A 14,434-nucleotide genomic window follows, 5' to 3' on the forward strand; every position below is an offset into this window, starting at 1 on the left:
ATTTAGGCTGGTGTGCGCGGCCGGCCAACCCGCCCGTCCTGCGGGGCATAGGGTGGGCGGCATGGCGCTACGGCTCGTTCAGGTGAACTACAAGGCTCGGGACGAATCAGCCCTCGGCCGGTTCTGGGCGGACGCGCTCGGCTGGGGCGTCTCCGTCGAGGAGCCCGGCGTGGTCAACGTCGAACCCCTGGGCTTCACCTGGCCGGACCCGACGGCCGTATGCATCGACGTCGTCATCGTTCCGGATCCGGAGACGGTGCGGTACCGCACGCACCTCGACCTCGCCACCACCTCTGCGGCACACCAGGCGGAGCTGGTGGGCCGCCTGATGGACCTCGGCGCGACGCCCGCGGACATCGGTCAGGGCGACGTCCCGTGGACGGTGCTGGCCGACCCGGAGGGCAACGTGTTCTGCGTTCTGGAGCCTCGGGAGATCTACCGGGACACCGGGCCGATCGCCGCCGTGGTGGTCGACTGCGCGGATCCGCGGGCCATGGCCCGGTTCTGGGGTGAGGCGACGGACTGGGCCCTGCACGAGGTGACCGATGACCATGCGCGGTTGCGGTCGGCCCAGGGCGTCGGACCGTACCTGGAGTTCCTGCGCAAGCCGGGGCCCAGGAGTTGGTGGAACCGGGTTCACCTGGACCTGAAGCCCTACTCCGGTGACGATCAGGCGGCGGAGGTGGCGCGGCTGGAGGCGCTCGGCGCCACAGTCGTCGACGTCGGCCAGGGCGACGTGTCGTGGCGGTGCCTCGCCGACCCCGAGGGCAACGACTTCTGCATCCTCAGCCCGGGCTGACGCCGACCACCCAGCGACCGAGCCGCCGCGGGCGCGCGGGCAGCGGCTCCGGACGGAAACCGGTTGAGCCTCGCCTGGACGTTGCCATAGGTTGCCGACGACCCGTCCCAGTGAAGACAGAGGACACATACCCGCGTGACCCCGCCTGCTCTCTGAACCTGACATCTCTTCCGCTCTGGTAGCCGACCTCCCCGTCGGCCTCGCCGGGCTGCCCTCGCGCGCCCGGTCGTACAGCGCTTGAGGCCGCGCGCAATCGGCCTCGTGTCAGGTCTTCGGAGCAATCGTGTCTTCACCACCTCATATCGTGCTGCCCTGGGTCGTCCGTCGGACCAGGCTGCCGCTGCTGTCGCGGCGGTGCGTGGACTGCGGGTCGGAGTCGGCCACCACCGGCCCCGGCAGGTTCCGGGTCAACGCCAACCACAAGTTGCTGGACGTGTGGCTGCTGGTCCGCTGCGTGTCCTGCGATCGGACCAGCAAGCTCACCGTGTACGAGCGGACGCCGGTCAGTTCGTTCGATCCGGTCGAGCTGACCGGTTACCGGGTCAACGACGCGGAGCTGGTGGCGTCCACGCTGCTGGATCCGTCGTTCGCCGGGCGTAACCGAGTCACCCTCGACTGGACGGGGGCGTGGCGGCTGGACACCCCGCCGGAGTGGCCCGGCCAGACGTGGCCGGTCCAGGTGGCGGTCGACTTCGCCGATCCGGTGCCGGTGCGTCCGGAACGGCTCATCGCCCACGGGCTCGGCCTGAGCAGGGGCGAGGCGCTGCGTCGGATCAAGTGCGACATCCCGGTGCGCCGTCCGAGGAGTACCGGATTCACCTTCACCGTGCTGGCCGGCGACTGACCGGTGGCCCGGGCGGGTCACTCCCGGCCCGCCCGGGCCACGGGGAGGCCAGGCGCCAGCCAGCCGGCGGGGACTGCCGGGTCAACAGGGCGCGCGCCCGTACGCCGCCCGGGCCTGCGCCACCTCTGCGGCCTGGCGCTCACGCCAGCGCTGCTGCGCCAACCGGTTGCAGGTGCGGCAGACCCGGCGCAGGCGGCCCGTCGCCGGATCGGTCTCCCGTTCGTGCCCGTTGCGGCAGCGCGGCGGCTGGGTGCGTTCCCGGCAGTTGTCCGCGTGGCTGAGCTGGCGCAGGTGGGTCGGCTCGATGCAGTCCGGCGCCCCGCAGTCGTGGTGGACCTCCAGGGTGGGGTCGTAGCCGCCGACGAAGACCACGTACGCGGCGATGTGTGCCCACGCCCGTCCGGCGAGCTTCTGGTGCACGCCGCGCCGGCTGCCGTAGCCGCGCACGATGAGGCATCCGGTGTCGACCCGGGTCGACCGACTCAGCAGGTACGCCCGCAGGGTGTCCTCGGTGAAGTGTCGGGACAGACCGTTGACCTGAGACAGCACCGGGTCAGCGTAGGGGCCGGGTGCGACGTGGAACCCGGCCTACCGGCGGCCGATCATGATGTTTCGGCGCGCCTGATCGTCAACCCACAGCAGGGCTGAGAGCATTTTTCACATGCGTCCGCACGACACTTCGGTGCAGTACCGCCCGTCGGCCTACCCGGCCCTGCCCGACGGGCCGATGGCCGTCACCGACGCATGGTTGCGTAACCGGCGGTTGAGCGAACACACTCGCGATGCGTACCGCCGGGACGTCGCCGGCTGGTTGGCCTGGTGCGCCGCCCGGGAACTGGACCCGCTGCGCGCGAACTTCCTGCATGTCAACGAGTACGGGCGGGCGTTGGAGAACAGCGTCTCGGCCCGGACCGGCCGCCCGTTGACCGCGGCGACGGTGGCCCGGAAACTGTCCGCGTTGTCGAGCTGGTACGACTTCCTGGTCAAACTGCGGGCGGTGGAACTCAACCCGGTCGCCGGAGCCGACCGGCCACGGGTCGACCGGGACCACTCGGCCACGGTCGGTCTCGCCCCCGACGAGGTGGACGCGCTGCTGGCGGCGGCCGAGGCCGAGACCGGGCCGACCGCTGCCCGCAACCGGGCGGCCGTCGCGCTGCTCGCCGACCTGGGACTGCGGGTGGGGGAGCTGGTCTCGCTCGACCTGACCGACCTGGGCGCCGAGCGGGGACACCGCAGCGTGCGCTTCGTCGGCAAGGGCGGCCGGTCCCGCCGTCGGGCGCTGACCCCGGGCACCGCGTACGCCGTCGACGCCTACCTGGCCGAGCGGGCCGCCGCGCAGCGGGTGGAGGTGACGCAGTTGACCGGCCCGTTGCTGGTCACCGCCAGCGGCGCCCGCCTCGACCGGCACTCGGTGTTCCGGTTGGTCCGGCGGCTCGCCCGCAGCGCCGGGATCGACGCGTGGGCGCGGCTGTCACCGCACTCGCTGCGGCACGCCTTCGCCACCACCGCGCGGTCCGAGGGGGTGCCGCTGGAGGACGTGCAGGACGCGATGGGCCATGCCGATCCGCGTACCACCCGCCGTTATGACCGGGACCGGCACAACCTGGACCGGGATCCGGCGTACGCCATCTGGGCGGCCCGGGCCCGCCGCCGCGGCTGACCGGCGGGTCAACCGCGTGGCGTGCGGACGCAGTACACGTCGCCGGAGTTGGCCTCGTGCGGCAGCGCGAGCAGGTGCGCGGCCATCTCCTCGGCATTCACCCAACGCCCGAGGGTCAGCGACTTGTCGTCGCCGAGCGCCACGTCGAACCCGTCGAACCCGAGCGTGGCGAGCCGGTCCAGGCACCGCACCGCGACCGCCCGTCCGATCGTGGTGAACTCGAACGACAGGGCGGGCAGGGGGCGGCTCAACCCGGCGAGCACGGCGTCCTCGAAGCCCTCCACGTCGATCTTGACGAAGGCCGGCGTGCCGTGCTCGGCGATGAGCGTGTCGACGGTGGTCACCGGCACCTCGATCTGACCGTCCCAGACCTGGTCCTCCCAGCCGCCCGCGCCCGCGGCGGCGGTGACGAAGTCGGTGGAGGCGGTGGAGACGGTGGGGTTGGCCGAGTTGACCAGGAAGCCGATCCGCCCGGGTTGGGCACCGCAGGCCGCCTCGATCAGCGTGACCTGGTCGTCGGCGGCGTAGATGGCCCGCAGCGCCCGCAGGCACAGCGGTTGCGGTTCGACGGCGACGACCCGGGCGCCGAGCCGGCGGAAGGTGCCGATGTGGTCTCCCACGTGCGAACCGATGTCGAAGACCAGGTCACCGGGGCGGACGAAGCGGGCGTAGAACGCGTCCATCGCCGCGTCCCGGTCGGGATCGCCGTAGTAGACCTCAAGCGATCGGCGCAGCGAGGCGGTGCGCGGGTCGGTCTTGAGGGCCTCGACCGCGGCGGAGTGGGTACCCATCGCAGCACCTTAACCCGCCCGGCGTGCTCGCCGTGGCGGTCCGCGTGGCTGCCGTTCACCCCGTGTGACGTACCTCGGCGTCCCAGATGTCGGCCCACGGACGCCGCAGCCCACGGCACAACCAGATCGGTCCGCCGTTCTCGTCGTTGTCCACCGCCACCCCCAGGTCCACCCGCCCGGCGAGGGTGACGTCGGTGAACCAGGACCGTAACCGGTCCGGCCGTGACCAGCCGACGGCAATCGCCACGTCCGCGTCGTCCGGCGGCCGGCCGAAGTCGGCCATGCTGTTGTGTCCGGGGTACGCGGCGGGCAACCCACGCTGCGGACCGAAGCGGGCCACCGCGCCCGCCTCGCCGTAGTTGCCGGTGAGGATGATCGCCCGGGCCTGCTCCTGCGCCGGCAGGGTGCGGTGCACAGCAGCCAGCGAGTCGGTGAACGCTGGCCAGCCGATGGTCTCCCCGGCGTCATAGTTGACCGCCACGACGAAGCCGGGCAGCCGGTCGGCCGGCAGGACCGGCAGCAGCAGCACCGCGTTGCTGGCGGCGGTGAGGACGACAACCGCCGCCAGCAGGGCGCGGCGTATCCGACCGCGCGCCGCCCAGCCGGCGGCGACGACCGCTCCGGCGGCGGTGAGTACCAGCAGCAGCGGGGCGTCGTAGTAGCCCTTGCCGCCGACGACCAGCACGATGCCGGCCACCACCAGCCACGCCCAGCCCAGCGCCCGGTAGCTGCGCCAGCCGGCCCGGCGCAGCAGCACCACCAGCCCGGTCACCCAGATCGGCACCACGAACGGACTGATGATCACGAAGTGCAGCAGCAGGGCGTCGAGCCGACCGCTGTAGGAACTGTCCCCGCCGGAGATCGTCGCGGCGACTCCCAGCTGCGGGAAACCGTTCACCGCCTGCCAGCTCAGGCTCGCGGCGGTGAGCAGCCCGAACAGCGCGGTGGCGGCCAGCACCCAGCGGTCACGGAGTAGCCGGCGAGGCCCGGCCAGCGCCAGCCCGGCCACCAACCCCACGGCGAGCAACGCGGGCAGCAGCTTGTTGGACATGCCGACGCCCAGCACCAGCGCGACGGCGAGGGCCCACCGACCGTCCCCGGTGCGCAGCAGTCGCACCGTGCACAGCGCGGCGGCCAACCAGACCACCAGGTCGACGGTGCTGGTGCTGAGCAGATGACCGGTGGCCAGCACGATCCCCGACGTGGCGCCGAGCAGGGCGGCGAACGTCTGTGCGCTCCGGTCCGCACCGAACTGCCGGGCGGTCGCGGCAACCAGCAGCACCGCACCTCCGGCCAACAGCGCCGACGGCGTCCGCAGGGCGAGCAGGCTGCCGGGGGCGACCGTGTCGGCGAGTCGAGCCAGCGCCGGTACCAACGGCCCCTGGTCGACGTACCCCCAGTCGAGGTGCCTGCCGGCGAGCAGGAAGTACAGCTCGTCGCGGTGGTAGCCGTAGCGTGGGGCCAGAGCCAGCAAGACCAGGGTGACCGTCGCGGCGACCAGCCACGGCCCGGTGGTCCGGAGACCGGGCTCGGGGGCCGGCGGCTGCTGTGTCGCACCGGTTCGGACCCGCGGCGTCGCCGTTGTCACCGTGACATTGTCGCCCGTGCCCGCCAGGTCGGTAGTGCTCGACCGGACGACTTGACGGTGGGCGTCAGGCGCGCTAAATAAGAAGCAGAAGTTGAGTCATGCGGACTCAACTAAGGACCTTCGGCCAGGAGAACCGAGGAGGCACCCGATGCTGATGCGCACCGACCCGTTCCGTGAGATCGACCGGCTCACCGAGCAGTTCTTCGGCAGCACCAGCCGTCCGGCCGTCATGCACATGGACGCCTACCGGGACGGTGACCACTTCTACGCCGCCTTCGACCTGCCCGGCGTCGACCCGGAGAGCATCGACTGCACCGTGCAGCGCAACGTGCTGACCGTCCGCGCCGAACGCCGCCGCCCCGCCGGCGACAACGTCGAACTGGTCGCCGCCGAACGCCCGATGGGCGTCTTCAGCCGCCAGCTCTTCCTCGGCGAGACCCTCGACACCGACAAGCTTGAGGCCGGCTACGACAACGGCGTGTTGACGCTGCGGATCCCGGTGGCCGAGCGGGCCAAGCCCCGCCGGGTCACCATCAGCGCGACCGGCAACGGCCGCAAGGAAATCAAGTCCTGATCAACGATTCGCCCCCGGCGTGGCCGGACGGGACGCGGTGCGGTCCCGCCCGGCCACGCCCACTTTCCGCCCGCCGCGCCGGCCGATTCTCTACCGTCGAGTGGTGTGGGCGCTGCGCAGCCGTGGAGCAGACCGGCCCGGCGACGTCATCCGATGCGGACCGGCCTCGCCGTCGCCGGAGCCGCGGTGGCGCTGTGCTGCGTCGGCGTCGCCGGCCTGGGCGCCTGGAATCTGCAACTGGTCACCCAGGCCGCCGCCCCGGTTCGCCAGACCGCCGAAGGGTTCCTGCGCGAAGTCACCGCGGGCGACACCGGCAGCGCGTACGAGCGGCTCTGCGCCGACGCGCGTACCCGGTGGAGCGAGATCGGCTTCACCAGCTGGGTACGCACCCCGCCGGTGGTGCGCGACTACGAGATCGTGGACGTGTCCGTGGCCACCCGCGGCGGCCGACCCCACGGCAAGGTCACCGTGCTGCTGACCCGCGACAGCGGCAGCACCGAACAACGGGACCTGTCGGTGGTGCGGGAGGACGGCGGCTGGCGGGTCTGCGGCGACCCGTACTGACCTGTCACACCCCGATTGACTCGGCCGCCTCGACCAGCCGACCGTCGCGCAGCACCAGCACCCGGTCGGCCAGCTCCACAAGCGTCGGGTCATGCGTTGCCACCAGCGCGGTCATGCCCCGGGCATGCACCAGCGCCCGCAGCAGGTCCATCACCGCCCGGCCGGTCTCCGAGTCCAACTGGCCGGTCGGCTCGTCAGCGATAAGCAGCGCCGGATCGTTGGCCAGCGCCCGGGCGATCGCCACCCGCTGCTGCTGCCCGCCGGACATCTCGTACGGCCGCTGCGCCGCGTGACCACCCAGCCCGACCAGCTCCAGCAGCACCGACACCCGCTGCTCACGGTCCGCCGCCGGAACCTTCGCCAGCCGCATCGGCACCCCCACGTTCTCCGCCGCGGACAGGATCGGAACCAGCCCGAAGGACTGGAACACGAACCCGATGGTGTCCCGACGCAGCCGCAGCAGATCCTTCTCGCTGGCCGCGGTGACCTCCTGACCGGCCACCCACACCCGCCCCGAGGTGGGCCGATCCAGGCCGCCGATGAGGTTCAGCAGGGTGGTCTTGCCCGCCCCGGAACGGCCCCGCACCGCGACCAGCTCACCGCGACCAGCACGCAACGAGACGTCCCGCACCGCGTGGACCACCCGGTCGCCACCGCCGTAGTCGCGGCTGAGCCCCTCGACCCGGATCAGATCCTGCTCGCTCACCGCGTACTCCTCTCGTCGCCGGACCGGACCTGGACGTGGTCCGGCTCCAGGGTCAACCTCACCCGGTCCCGCAGCGCCAACGCGTCGACGAAACCCGCCGGAAGCTGCATCCGCCCGGCCCGGTCCAGCACCGCGTACTCCTCGGTCACCAACTCCTCGACGCCGTCGGCGCCGACCCGCGCCGTGCGGTGCACCTCCGAGGCGGTGCGGCCGTCGCGGATCGACACCGTACGGCGCACCTGTGCGGCGACCTGCGGGTCATGGGTCACCACCACCACGGTCACCCCCAGCTCGGCGTTGATGGTGCGCAGCGCGGCGAAGACCTCCCCGGCCGTCGCCTCGTCCAGCTCACCGGTCGGCTCGTCGGCGAAGAGCACCTCCGGGTCGTTGGCCACCGCCACCGCGACGGCGCAGCGCTGCTGCTCGCCGCCGCTCATCTGCCCCGGCCGACGATCCGCGCAGTAGCCGACACCGACCATCTCCAGCAGCTCGGCCGCCCGCCGCCGAGCGGCCCGGCCACCCCGGCGCGACAGCCGCATCGGCAGCTCCACGTTCTCCCGGGCCGTCAGGTACGGCAGCAGGTTGCGTGCGGTCTGCTGCCACACGAACCCGACGGTGTGCCGCCGATACCGCAACCGCTTGGCGGCCGACATGGTCAGCAGGTCGTAACCGGCCACCCGGGCGATGCCCGCGGTCGGCGTGTCCAACCCGGACAGGATGTTCAACACCGTCGACTTGCCGGAACCGGACGCGCCCACGATGGCCAGCAGCTCACCACGGTCCACCACCAGGTCGAGGCCCTGCAACGCGACGACCTCCACCCCCTCGCTGGTGAAGATGCGGACCAGCCCGTCGCAGACGATGTGCCCGCGCAGCCGGTCGGCGCCCCCGGCCCGGGCGGCGGCTCGTTCCGCCGCCCGCCGTTGCAACGTCGCCAGGTCCGGCACATCCGACACCGCCGTCATCGGTTCTCCTCTCCCAGACGCAGCACCTCACCGAGGCGCATCCGCCGGTTCATCAGGTTCTCCACCGCCAGCCCGGTCACCAGGCCCAGGACCACCAGCCCCAACACCGAAGCCAGGACCAACGGATCCAGGTGATCACGAACCGGCACGCCGGGCACGAACGCGGACAGCCCGAGGGTCGGCCCCAGGATCCGGGGCAGGGCCACCCCCACCGCCGCCCCGGTCAACGCCGCGACCAGCACCAACGGCACCAGCTCGTACACCAGCAGCCGCCGGCCACGGCGGGCGGACAGGCCCAGGGTGCGCAGCCGGGACAGCATCCGGCCCCGCCCGGCCGCGTCGGCGACCACCGCGAACCCGACGGCGAGCACCGCCAGCGCGGTACCCCCGGCCGCGCCGGCCGTGAACGCCAAGGTCAGGACGTCGTTGGCCCCGGTCCGGTCCAGGTTTTCGCGGTACGCCCGCCAGGTCTCCAGGGCCGCCGGCACCTGGGTACGCGTCACCTCCACCCCGAGCACCGCCGACTGCCGCCGCCGTTGCGCGTCGTCGGCCACCCCCAACAACTGCGCCTGATCGATGTCGTCACCGGCGACCAGGTACCGGTTCGGGATGATCGGCGTGTACTCGTACTCGGGCAGCGCCTGCCACGGCAGCACCACGAACCGTTCGGTGCCCAACCCGACGCCCGGGAAGGCGTCGGTCACCTCGGCGACCCGGAATTCGTACAACCTGCCCTGCACATCGACGGCAGCCCGGTCACCGACCTGCGCCGCCACCTGCGACGACACCACCGCCGGTACCGGCCCGTCACCCCGGGCGGCAGCCCGCAGGGCGGCCGGCACATCCACCTCTACACCGCTGCGCGCCACCACCTCCGCGAAAGCCGGGCCGTCCACCACCAGCACCCGGGCCGTGCCGATCTGCCGCGACGGCACCCCGGCCCCCGGCGCCAGCCGACGATTCGAGTCCACCCACACCCGAGCCACCGCCGTCACCCCGGCCACCCCGGACAACGCGTCCTGAGCATCGGGGGAGAAGGTGTACCCGGTCAGCCAGGCATCCGCCGGCACCGTCAACGTGGCCGCCCGGTCCCGGGCCGCCGCGACGGTGGTGGTGACCACCCCACCGAAGACCCCGGTGCTGACCGCGACGATCAACACCGCCAACGGACCCAGCGCCACCGGCGCACCCCGTCCGGCGCGGGCGACACCGAGGAACAGCACCGCACCCCGGGCCCGCGCGGCCAGCCGACCGGCCGCCCGCAGCGGCCACGGCAACAGCCGCACCGCCACCAGCGCGGCGGCGACCGCGACCAGCACCGGCACCGAACTGAGGTACGCGTCGACCCCGGCGCCCGGGTCGAGACCACGGCGGCGCAGCAACACCACCCCGAGCGCGGCCAGCACCAGCACGCCCGCCTCGACGGTCAGCCGCCGCACCGACGGCCGTCGCCACGCCACATCGGCACGCCCGGTCACCACCCCGACCCGCCGCTGCGAGTGCATCGCCAAAACCGGCACCACGGCGGTGGTGAGCACCGCCACCGCCAGCACCAACCACGGAAACGCCCCGTCGCGACCCGGGACCCGGCTGCCCACAAGCCAACCGACAAACACGGCGAGCGGCTGCACGGGCGCGGACTCGGCGAGGCTACGCAGCCCGATGGCGGAAAGCGCCGCACCCCGGGCCCGCAGCAACGCGAACTCGTCACGTCGCCGCAGCACCGTCAACCGCGCCGCCAGCACGATCAGCCCGAGCAGGCTGGCGACCAGCCCCGCCTGCACGACCGCGAGCAGGGCCTGCACCGCGTGCAGTTGCCCGGCGAACCGCGACAGCGCACCGTCCAACGACGTCTGCACGGTCGCCCCCGAACTCCACGACATGCGGCGGGCCTCGGCCACCGCCGCCGTCACCGACTCCAGCGTCGCCGCGTTCAGGCGTCGCTCGTCGAGGCGGTACCGCCAACCACCGACCGCGGGGACACCACTGCCGGCGGAGACAACGTCCACTCCGACCCAGTCGGTCACCCCCGCCACGATGTACGGCTCACCGTCCAGCACCGGGACCACCGGCTCCAGGGCGTAGCCCAGGTCGTCCCAGACCGGGTCAGCGGCGTCTCGCGGCTCGAACACCCCGACGAGGTGCGCGTCCGCCTGACCATCGCGCCCCGCGAACCGCAACCGTTGGCCGGCACGCAACGACAGCGTCTCGGCCACCGCCCCCGACACCACCACCTCCGCCGGGCCACCCGGGCGGGTACGGGGCCAGCGCCCGGCGGTCAGCTCGGCCGCCTCCACGACGCCGGTCTGGGCGCGTAGACCGAACATCTTCCGGGCACCGCCGTTCATCGGCGGCTCGTCGCCGATGGCGAACAGTTGCTCCTCGTCCAACGACGCCGCGTACCACCGGCGCTCCACCAGGCCCGGCAGCGGCTGCGGCAACTCGGCGGCGTAGCGGTCCAGGTCCGCCTGCCCGGCAGCCACCGGCGCGGGCCGCTGCCCGGCGAGTGACACGTCCCGCACCAGGTGCGGCAGCCGGGCCACGTCGGCGCGCAACCCCCGATCGGCGTACTCCCCGGCCAGCCGCGGCGCGGCGGTCAGCAGCAGCGCCGCCACCAACCCCAGCACCGCCAGCAGGCCCACCTGCCCGCCGTACGCCCTGATCCGCCTCGCGCTCACTGGGCCGACCTTTCGTTCGCGACTGCGGGGCTCGCAAGCTCACTCCTCGCGTTCACTGGTCCTCCCCGGTGCGCAGGTGCGCGGCGGTGAGCCGCCGCCGCACGCTTACCGACACCGCGGCGCTGAACGCCAGGGCCAGCGCCAGCAGTCCGACGCCGGTACCCAGCACCGGCGGCCAGTCGACGCTGAGCAGCGGCGGAGGATCGGGGCGGTCCGCCGACGCAGTCAGGATCACCAGCGGCGCCATCGTCGCCGCCACCCCGATGCCCACGGCCAACCCCACCAGCACACCCATGCCGGCGAGGAACGACTGCTCGGCCAGCAGCGACCGGGCCACCAGGCGGTGACCCGCGCCGAGGGTGTGCAGCACCGCCAGTTCCCTGGCCCGGCGGCGTGCCGTGGCGCTGACGTCCACGGCCACGCCCACCGCGGCCAGCAGCACCGCAGCCAGGGCGGCGACGAAGAGCGCGCCACGGGCACCCACGCCGAACGGGTCGCGAGCCAGCTCGTCGGCGACGTCCTGGCGGTCCAGCACGGTCAGGTCGTCGAGCGCGGCGGCGGCCCCGGCGACCTGTGCCGCCGCACCCGGCCGGGCGGCGACCCACCACTCCTGCGGCGAGCGGACGATGCCATGCTCGTGGAACAGCCGGGTACGCAGCGACGGCAGGTCGACAAGCAACGCGGCGTCCTCGACGTCGCCGGGCAGGGCCGCGACCCGGTCCACCAGGACCACGTCGACCTCGGCGCCACCCAGGAACAGCCGGGTCTGCGCCCCGACGTCGACGTGCAGCATGTCCAGCGCCGGACCGGTGGCGACCACCGGCACCCGGCCCGGGCCGGCGGTCCGGGTGACGGCCAGTTGCACAGGGGTGTTCCGGGCGAACCAGCCCGCCGGTATGTCCCGTTCGTAGCGACCGGCCAGCGTGGCGCCGGAGACGGTCGGCGCGGTGGCCGCACCGGCGCGGTCAACCAGCTGCCACGGCCCGTCCGCAGTCAGGTCCACAGGTGTGCCGGTGGTGGTGTCCGGGCCGGCACGCAGGTTCGACAGCCGCCAGTCGAGGTTCAGCCGCGGACCACCGAGGGTCTCGGCGGTGAAGCCGGCCAGCCGCCACGGCCCGTCGCCGGCCGGCAGCTCGACGGAGAACCGCAGCGGCTCACCATCCCAGCCGGTCGAGCCCAGCGCCACCCGACGGTGTTCGCCCCGGGCGTCGCTGAGCACCATCTCGTGACGGATGGGCACGCCACTGTCGACGTCACCGCGGGTACGTAGTTGGCCGGTCAGTCGGGTGCCGGTCGGCAACACCGTCTCCGGTGCCGGTACCCGCGCGTCGGCGAGGCCGCCGAGCAGCCGGTCGGTGGATCCACCGGCCAGGTCGGCACGTAGCCGCAGCACCTGGTCGGCAGCACCGGCGTCCACCGCCACCATGGTGGCCGGCTCGGCGCCGGCGCCGAGCCGTACCGGCTCGCGCCAGGCCGGCAGGACCGCCCGGATCCCCGGCAGGTCGGCGAGCTGGTCGGCGCGGCCGTCGGGGGCGGCGCCGGTGGCCTCGGTGAGCCGCAGGTCGGCACCGACCCGGTGAGCGGCCTGGTCGTCGAGGGAACGTTGCGAGGTCCCGGCGAGGGACCAGGCCAGGGTGCCGACCGCCACGGCGAGGGCGAGCAGCAGCACCGGGCCGGCGTGCGGACGCCGCCCGGCCTGCCAGGTGCCGAGCATGACAGCGGTCCACGGCCGGCGGTCCACCCAGCGTTCCGTCAGCCGCACCAGCGGCGGCAGCAGCCGCAATGCGAGCACCGCCCCGGCCAGCACACCGAGCGTCGGCGCGGCCGCCAGCAGCGGATCGACGCCCAGCTGACCGCCCCGGGACCGGGACAGCGGGGACGAGTACCTGCTCAGCTGGTACCAGCTGAGCAGGGCCAGGCCGACGAGCAGGACGTCCAGCCCGGCCCGCTGCACCATGCCCCGCCGGCTCGGGCGGGAGCGGCTGGCCAGGTCCGCGACGTAACTGTCGCCGCGGCGCAGACTCGGACCGATCATCGCGGCCGCGCAGCCGGCGGCCGCGAGCCCGGCCACCAGCCACACCGTCGGGTCGGCCCAGTCCGGCCGCAGCGAGACGGCGGCGAGTCCGGGCAGCCGGTCGGCCAGCCCCAGCAGCTCCACCACGAGCGGCGGGGCGAGAAACACGGCCGGCAGGACGACCAGGGTGGCTTCCCGGGCGGTCAGCCCGGCCACCTGCCAGCGGGCGGCACCCCGGGCGCGCAGCAGCGCGGTCTCACCCCGCCGGTGCTCGGTGAGCAGGATCGCCACGAGCAGCAGCGCGTACCCGCCGAGCACCACCACCAGCAGCATCGGGGTGACCAGGGCGGACCGGCCGACGAGGGTGGCCTGGCGCAGCCGCTGCACCAGGTCCACCAGGTCACCGCTGACAACCGCCGAGTCGCCGAGGCCGGCTTCGGCCGGGCTGCTCGTGGTGATCCGGCCGGCGGCGTCGGCGAGCCGGTCCAGGGCGGTCGGGCCGACCCCGGCCAGGTCAGGCTCGACCAGCCAGCCAGCGGAGGCGTTGGCCAGGAAGTGGGTGTCGAAGTCGTCCCGGGACACCGTCATCGGGCCGTAGGTGGCCGCCTGCGGCAGCGAACCGGTTGTCGTCTCCGGCGCCAACCGCCAGTACGCGGAATCCGGGTCGACCGGGGTGAACACGCCCGTCACGACGACCTCGGTGACCTGCCCGCTGAGCCCGTCGGTGATCGGGATGCGGTCGCCGACGCCCACCCGCAGCGTCGTCGCGGCCACCTCGGCGATCGCGGTCTGCACCGGACCGGCCCCGGTCTGCGGCCACGACCCGGCGGTCAGCCGCGCGTGCGCGGGCAGATCGTCGAGGAACATCACCGACGCGTAGGTGGCACCGCTGCGGTCGGCGACGGCGTCGCCGGTGTCTCCGCGCAGCTGCCGACCGGCCGCGTAGCCGGCGGTGCTGACCCGGGCCGGTAGGCCGGCCAGGTCGGCGGCGACCTGCTTGCGCAACGCGTCGTCACGGTCCCGCAGCGCCTCCGCGGTGCGGCCGGCGGAGGCGCGTACCAGAATCGAGCGTTCCTCGGCGGTGGCCGCCGTCAGCACGTTGCGGGTGCCGGAGTCGACGACGTCCCGGCTGTACGCGGCCAGACCGGCGAGCGCGACGGTGGCCACCAGCGCCGCCCCGGCGGCCGCCAGCAGCAGACCCCTCGTGGCCCGGGCACGCCGCAACGCGAACCTCATGTGTCCTGTACCCCC

The 14,434-nt window shown here is 73.5% G+C and carries 12 protein-coding genes; 5 read left to right on the plus strand and 7 right to left on the minus strand.

The window, feature by feature from the left end; translation table 11 throughout:
• Positions 1-61 precede the first annotated feature (61 nt).
• Both ACN26Z_RS16845 and ACN26Z_RS16850 read left to right on the plus strand, forming a co-directional pair.
• Complete coding sequence (locus tag ACN26Z_RS16845; RefSeq protein ID WP_282238467.1) at positions 62-799, plus strand: VOC family protein; 738 nt, start codon at positions 62-64, stop codon at positions 797-799.
• Between the two features lie 283 nt (positions 800-1,082).
• Positions 1,083-1,643, plus strand: a complete 561-nt coding sequence (locus tag ACN26Z_RS16850) for a DUF1062 domain-containing protein (protein ID WP_421462191.1) — start codon at positions 1,083-1,085, stop codon at positions 1,641-1,643.
• 81 nt (positions 1,644-1,724) lie between these two features.
• On the opposite strand, the gene ACN26Z_RS16855 is transcribed toward ACN26Z_RS16850, so the two are convergent.
• Complete coding sequence (locus tag ACN26Z_RS16855; RefSeq protein WP_421462192.1) at positions 1,725-2,192, minus strand: HNH endonuclease; 468 nt, start codon at positions 2,190-2,192, stop codon at positions 1,725-1,727.
• Between the two features lie 112 nt (positions 2,193-2,304).
• Here ACN26Z_RS16855 and ACN26Z_RS16860 point away from each other — a divergent pair, with 112 nt between their 5' ends.
• Entirely contained in the window at positions 2,305-3,303 is a 999-nt protein-coding gene (locus ACN26Z_RS16860; RefSeq protein ID WP_282238464.1) for a tyrosine-type recombinase/integrase, read from the plus strand.
• 8 nt (positions 3,304-3,311) lie between these two features.
• Here the strand turns inward: ACN26Z_RS16860 and ACN26Z_RS16865 are convergent, their stop codons facing one another.
• Both ACN26Z_RS16865 and ACN26Z_RS16870 read right to left on the minus strand, forming a co-directional pair.
• A complete protein-coding gene (locus tag ACN26Z_RS16865) occupies positions 3,312-4,094 on the minus strand; it encodes an FkbM family methyltransferase (RefSeq protein WP_421462194.1) in 783 nt (260 codons plus the stop codon).
• A gap of 55 nt (positions 4,095-4,149) precedes the next feature.
• A complete protein-coding gene (locus tag ACN26Z_RS16870) occupies positions 4,150-5,682 on the minus strand; it encodes an ArnT family glycosyltransferase (RefSeq protein WP_421462196.1) in 1,533 nt (510 codons plus the stop codon).
• Positions 5,683-5,830: 148 nt separating this feature from the next.
• Here ACN26Z_RS16870 and ACN26Z_RS16875 point away from each other — a divergent pair, with 148 nt between their 5' ends.
• Positions 5,831-6,256, plus strand: a complete 426-nt coding sequence (locus ACN26Z_RS16875) for an Hsp20/alpha crystallin family protein (RefSeq protein ID WP_421462198.1) — start codon at positions 5,831-5,833, stop codon at positions 6,254-6,256.
• Between the two features lie 105 nt (positions 6,257-6,361).
• On the plus strand, positions 6,362-6,820 hold the full coding sequence (locus ACN26Z_RS16880; RefSeq protein WP_282238460.1) for a hypothetical protein: 459 nt from the start codon (positions 6,362-6,364) through the stop codon (positions 6,818-6,820).
• Positions 6,821-6,824: 4 nt separating this feature from the next.
• Here ACN26Z_RS16880 and ACN26Z_RS16885 read toward each other — a convergent pair whose 3' ends face one another.
• The 4 genes from ACN26Z_RS16885 to ACN26Z_RS16900 are packed head-to-tail and all read right to left on the minus strand — an operon-like array spanning position 6,825 to position 14,419.
• Positions 6,825-7,526 carry an ABC transporter ATP-binding protein gene (locus tag ACN26Z_RS16885; RefSeq protein WP_282238459.1) on the minus strand — a complete coding sequence of 234 codons (702 nt, stop codon included), beginning with the start codon at positions 7,524-7,526 and terminating at the stop codon, positions 6,825-6,827.
• Entirely contained in the window at positions 7,523-8,491 is a 969-nt protein-coding gene (locus ACN26Z_RS16890) for an ABC transporter ATP-binding protein (RefSeq protein WP_421462200.1), read from the minus strand. Before ACN26Z_RS16890 ends, ACN26Z_RS16885 begins: the two co-directional genes overlap by 4 nt.
• Positions 8,488-11,169: an FtsX-like permease family protein gene (locus tag ACN26Z_RS16895; RefSeq protein ID WP_421462202.1), complete on the minus strand. Its 2,682-nt coding sequence runs from the start codon at positions 11,167-11,169 to the stop codon at positions 8,488-8,490. Before ACN26Z_RS16895 ends, ACN26Z_RS16890 begins: the two co-directional genes overlap by 4 nt.
• A 52-nt stretch (positions 11,170-11,221) precedes the next feature.
• Positions 11,222-14,419 carry an FtsX-like permease family protein gene (locus ACN26Z_RS16900; protein WP_421462204.1) on the minus strand — a complete coding sequence of 1,066 codons (3,198 nt, stop codon included), beginning with the start codon at positions 14,417-14,419 and terminating at the stop codon, positions 11,222-11,224.
• Positions 14,420-14,434: the final 15 nt, after the last annotated feature.

It is taken from the genome of Verrucosispora sp. WMMD703 (assembly GCF_049178935.1).
Lineage (GTDB): Bacteria > Actinomycetota > Actinomycetes > Mycobacteriales > Micromonosporaceae > Micromonospora > Micromonospora sediminimaris.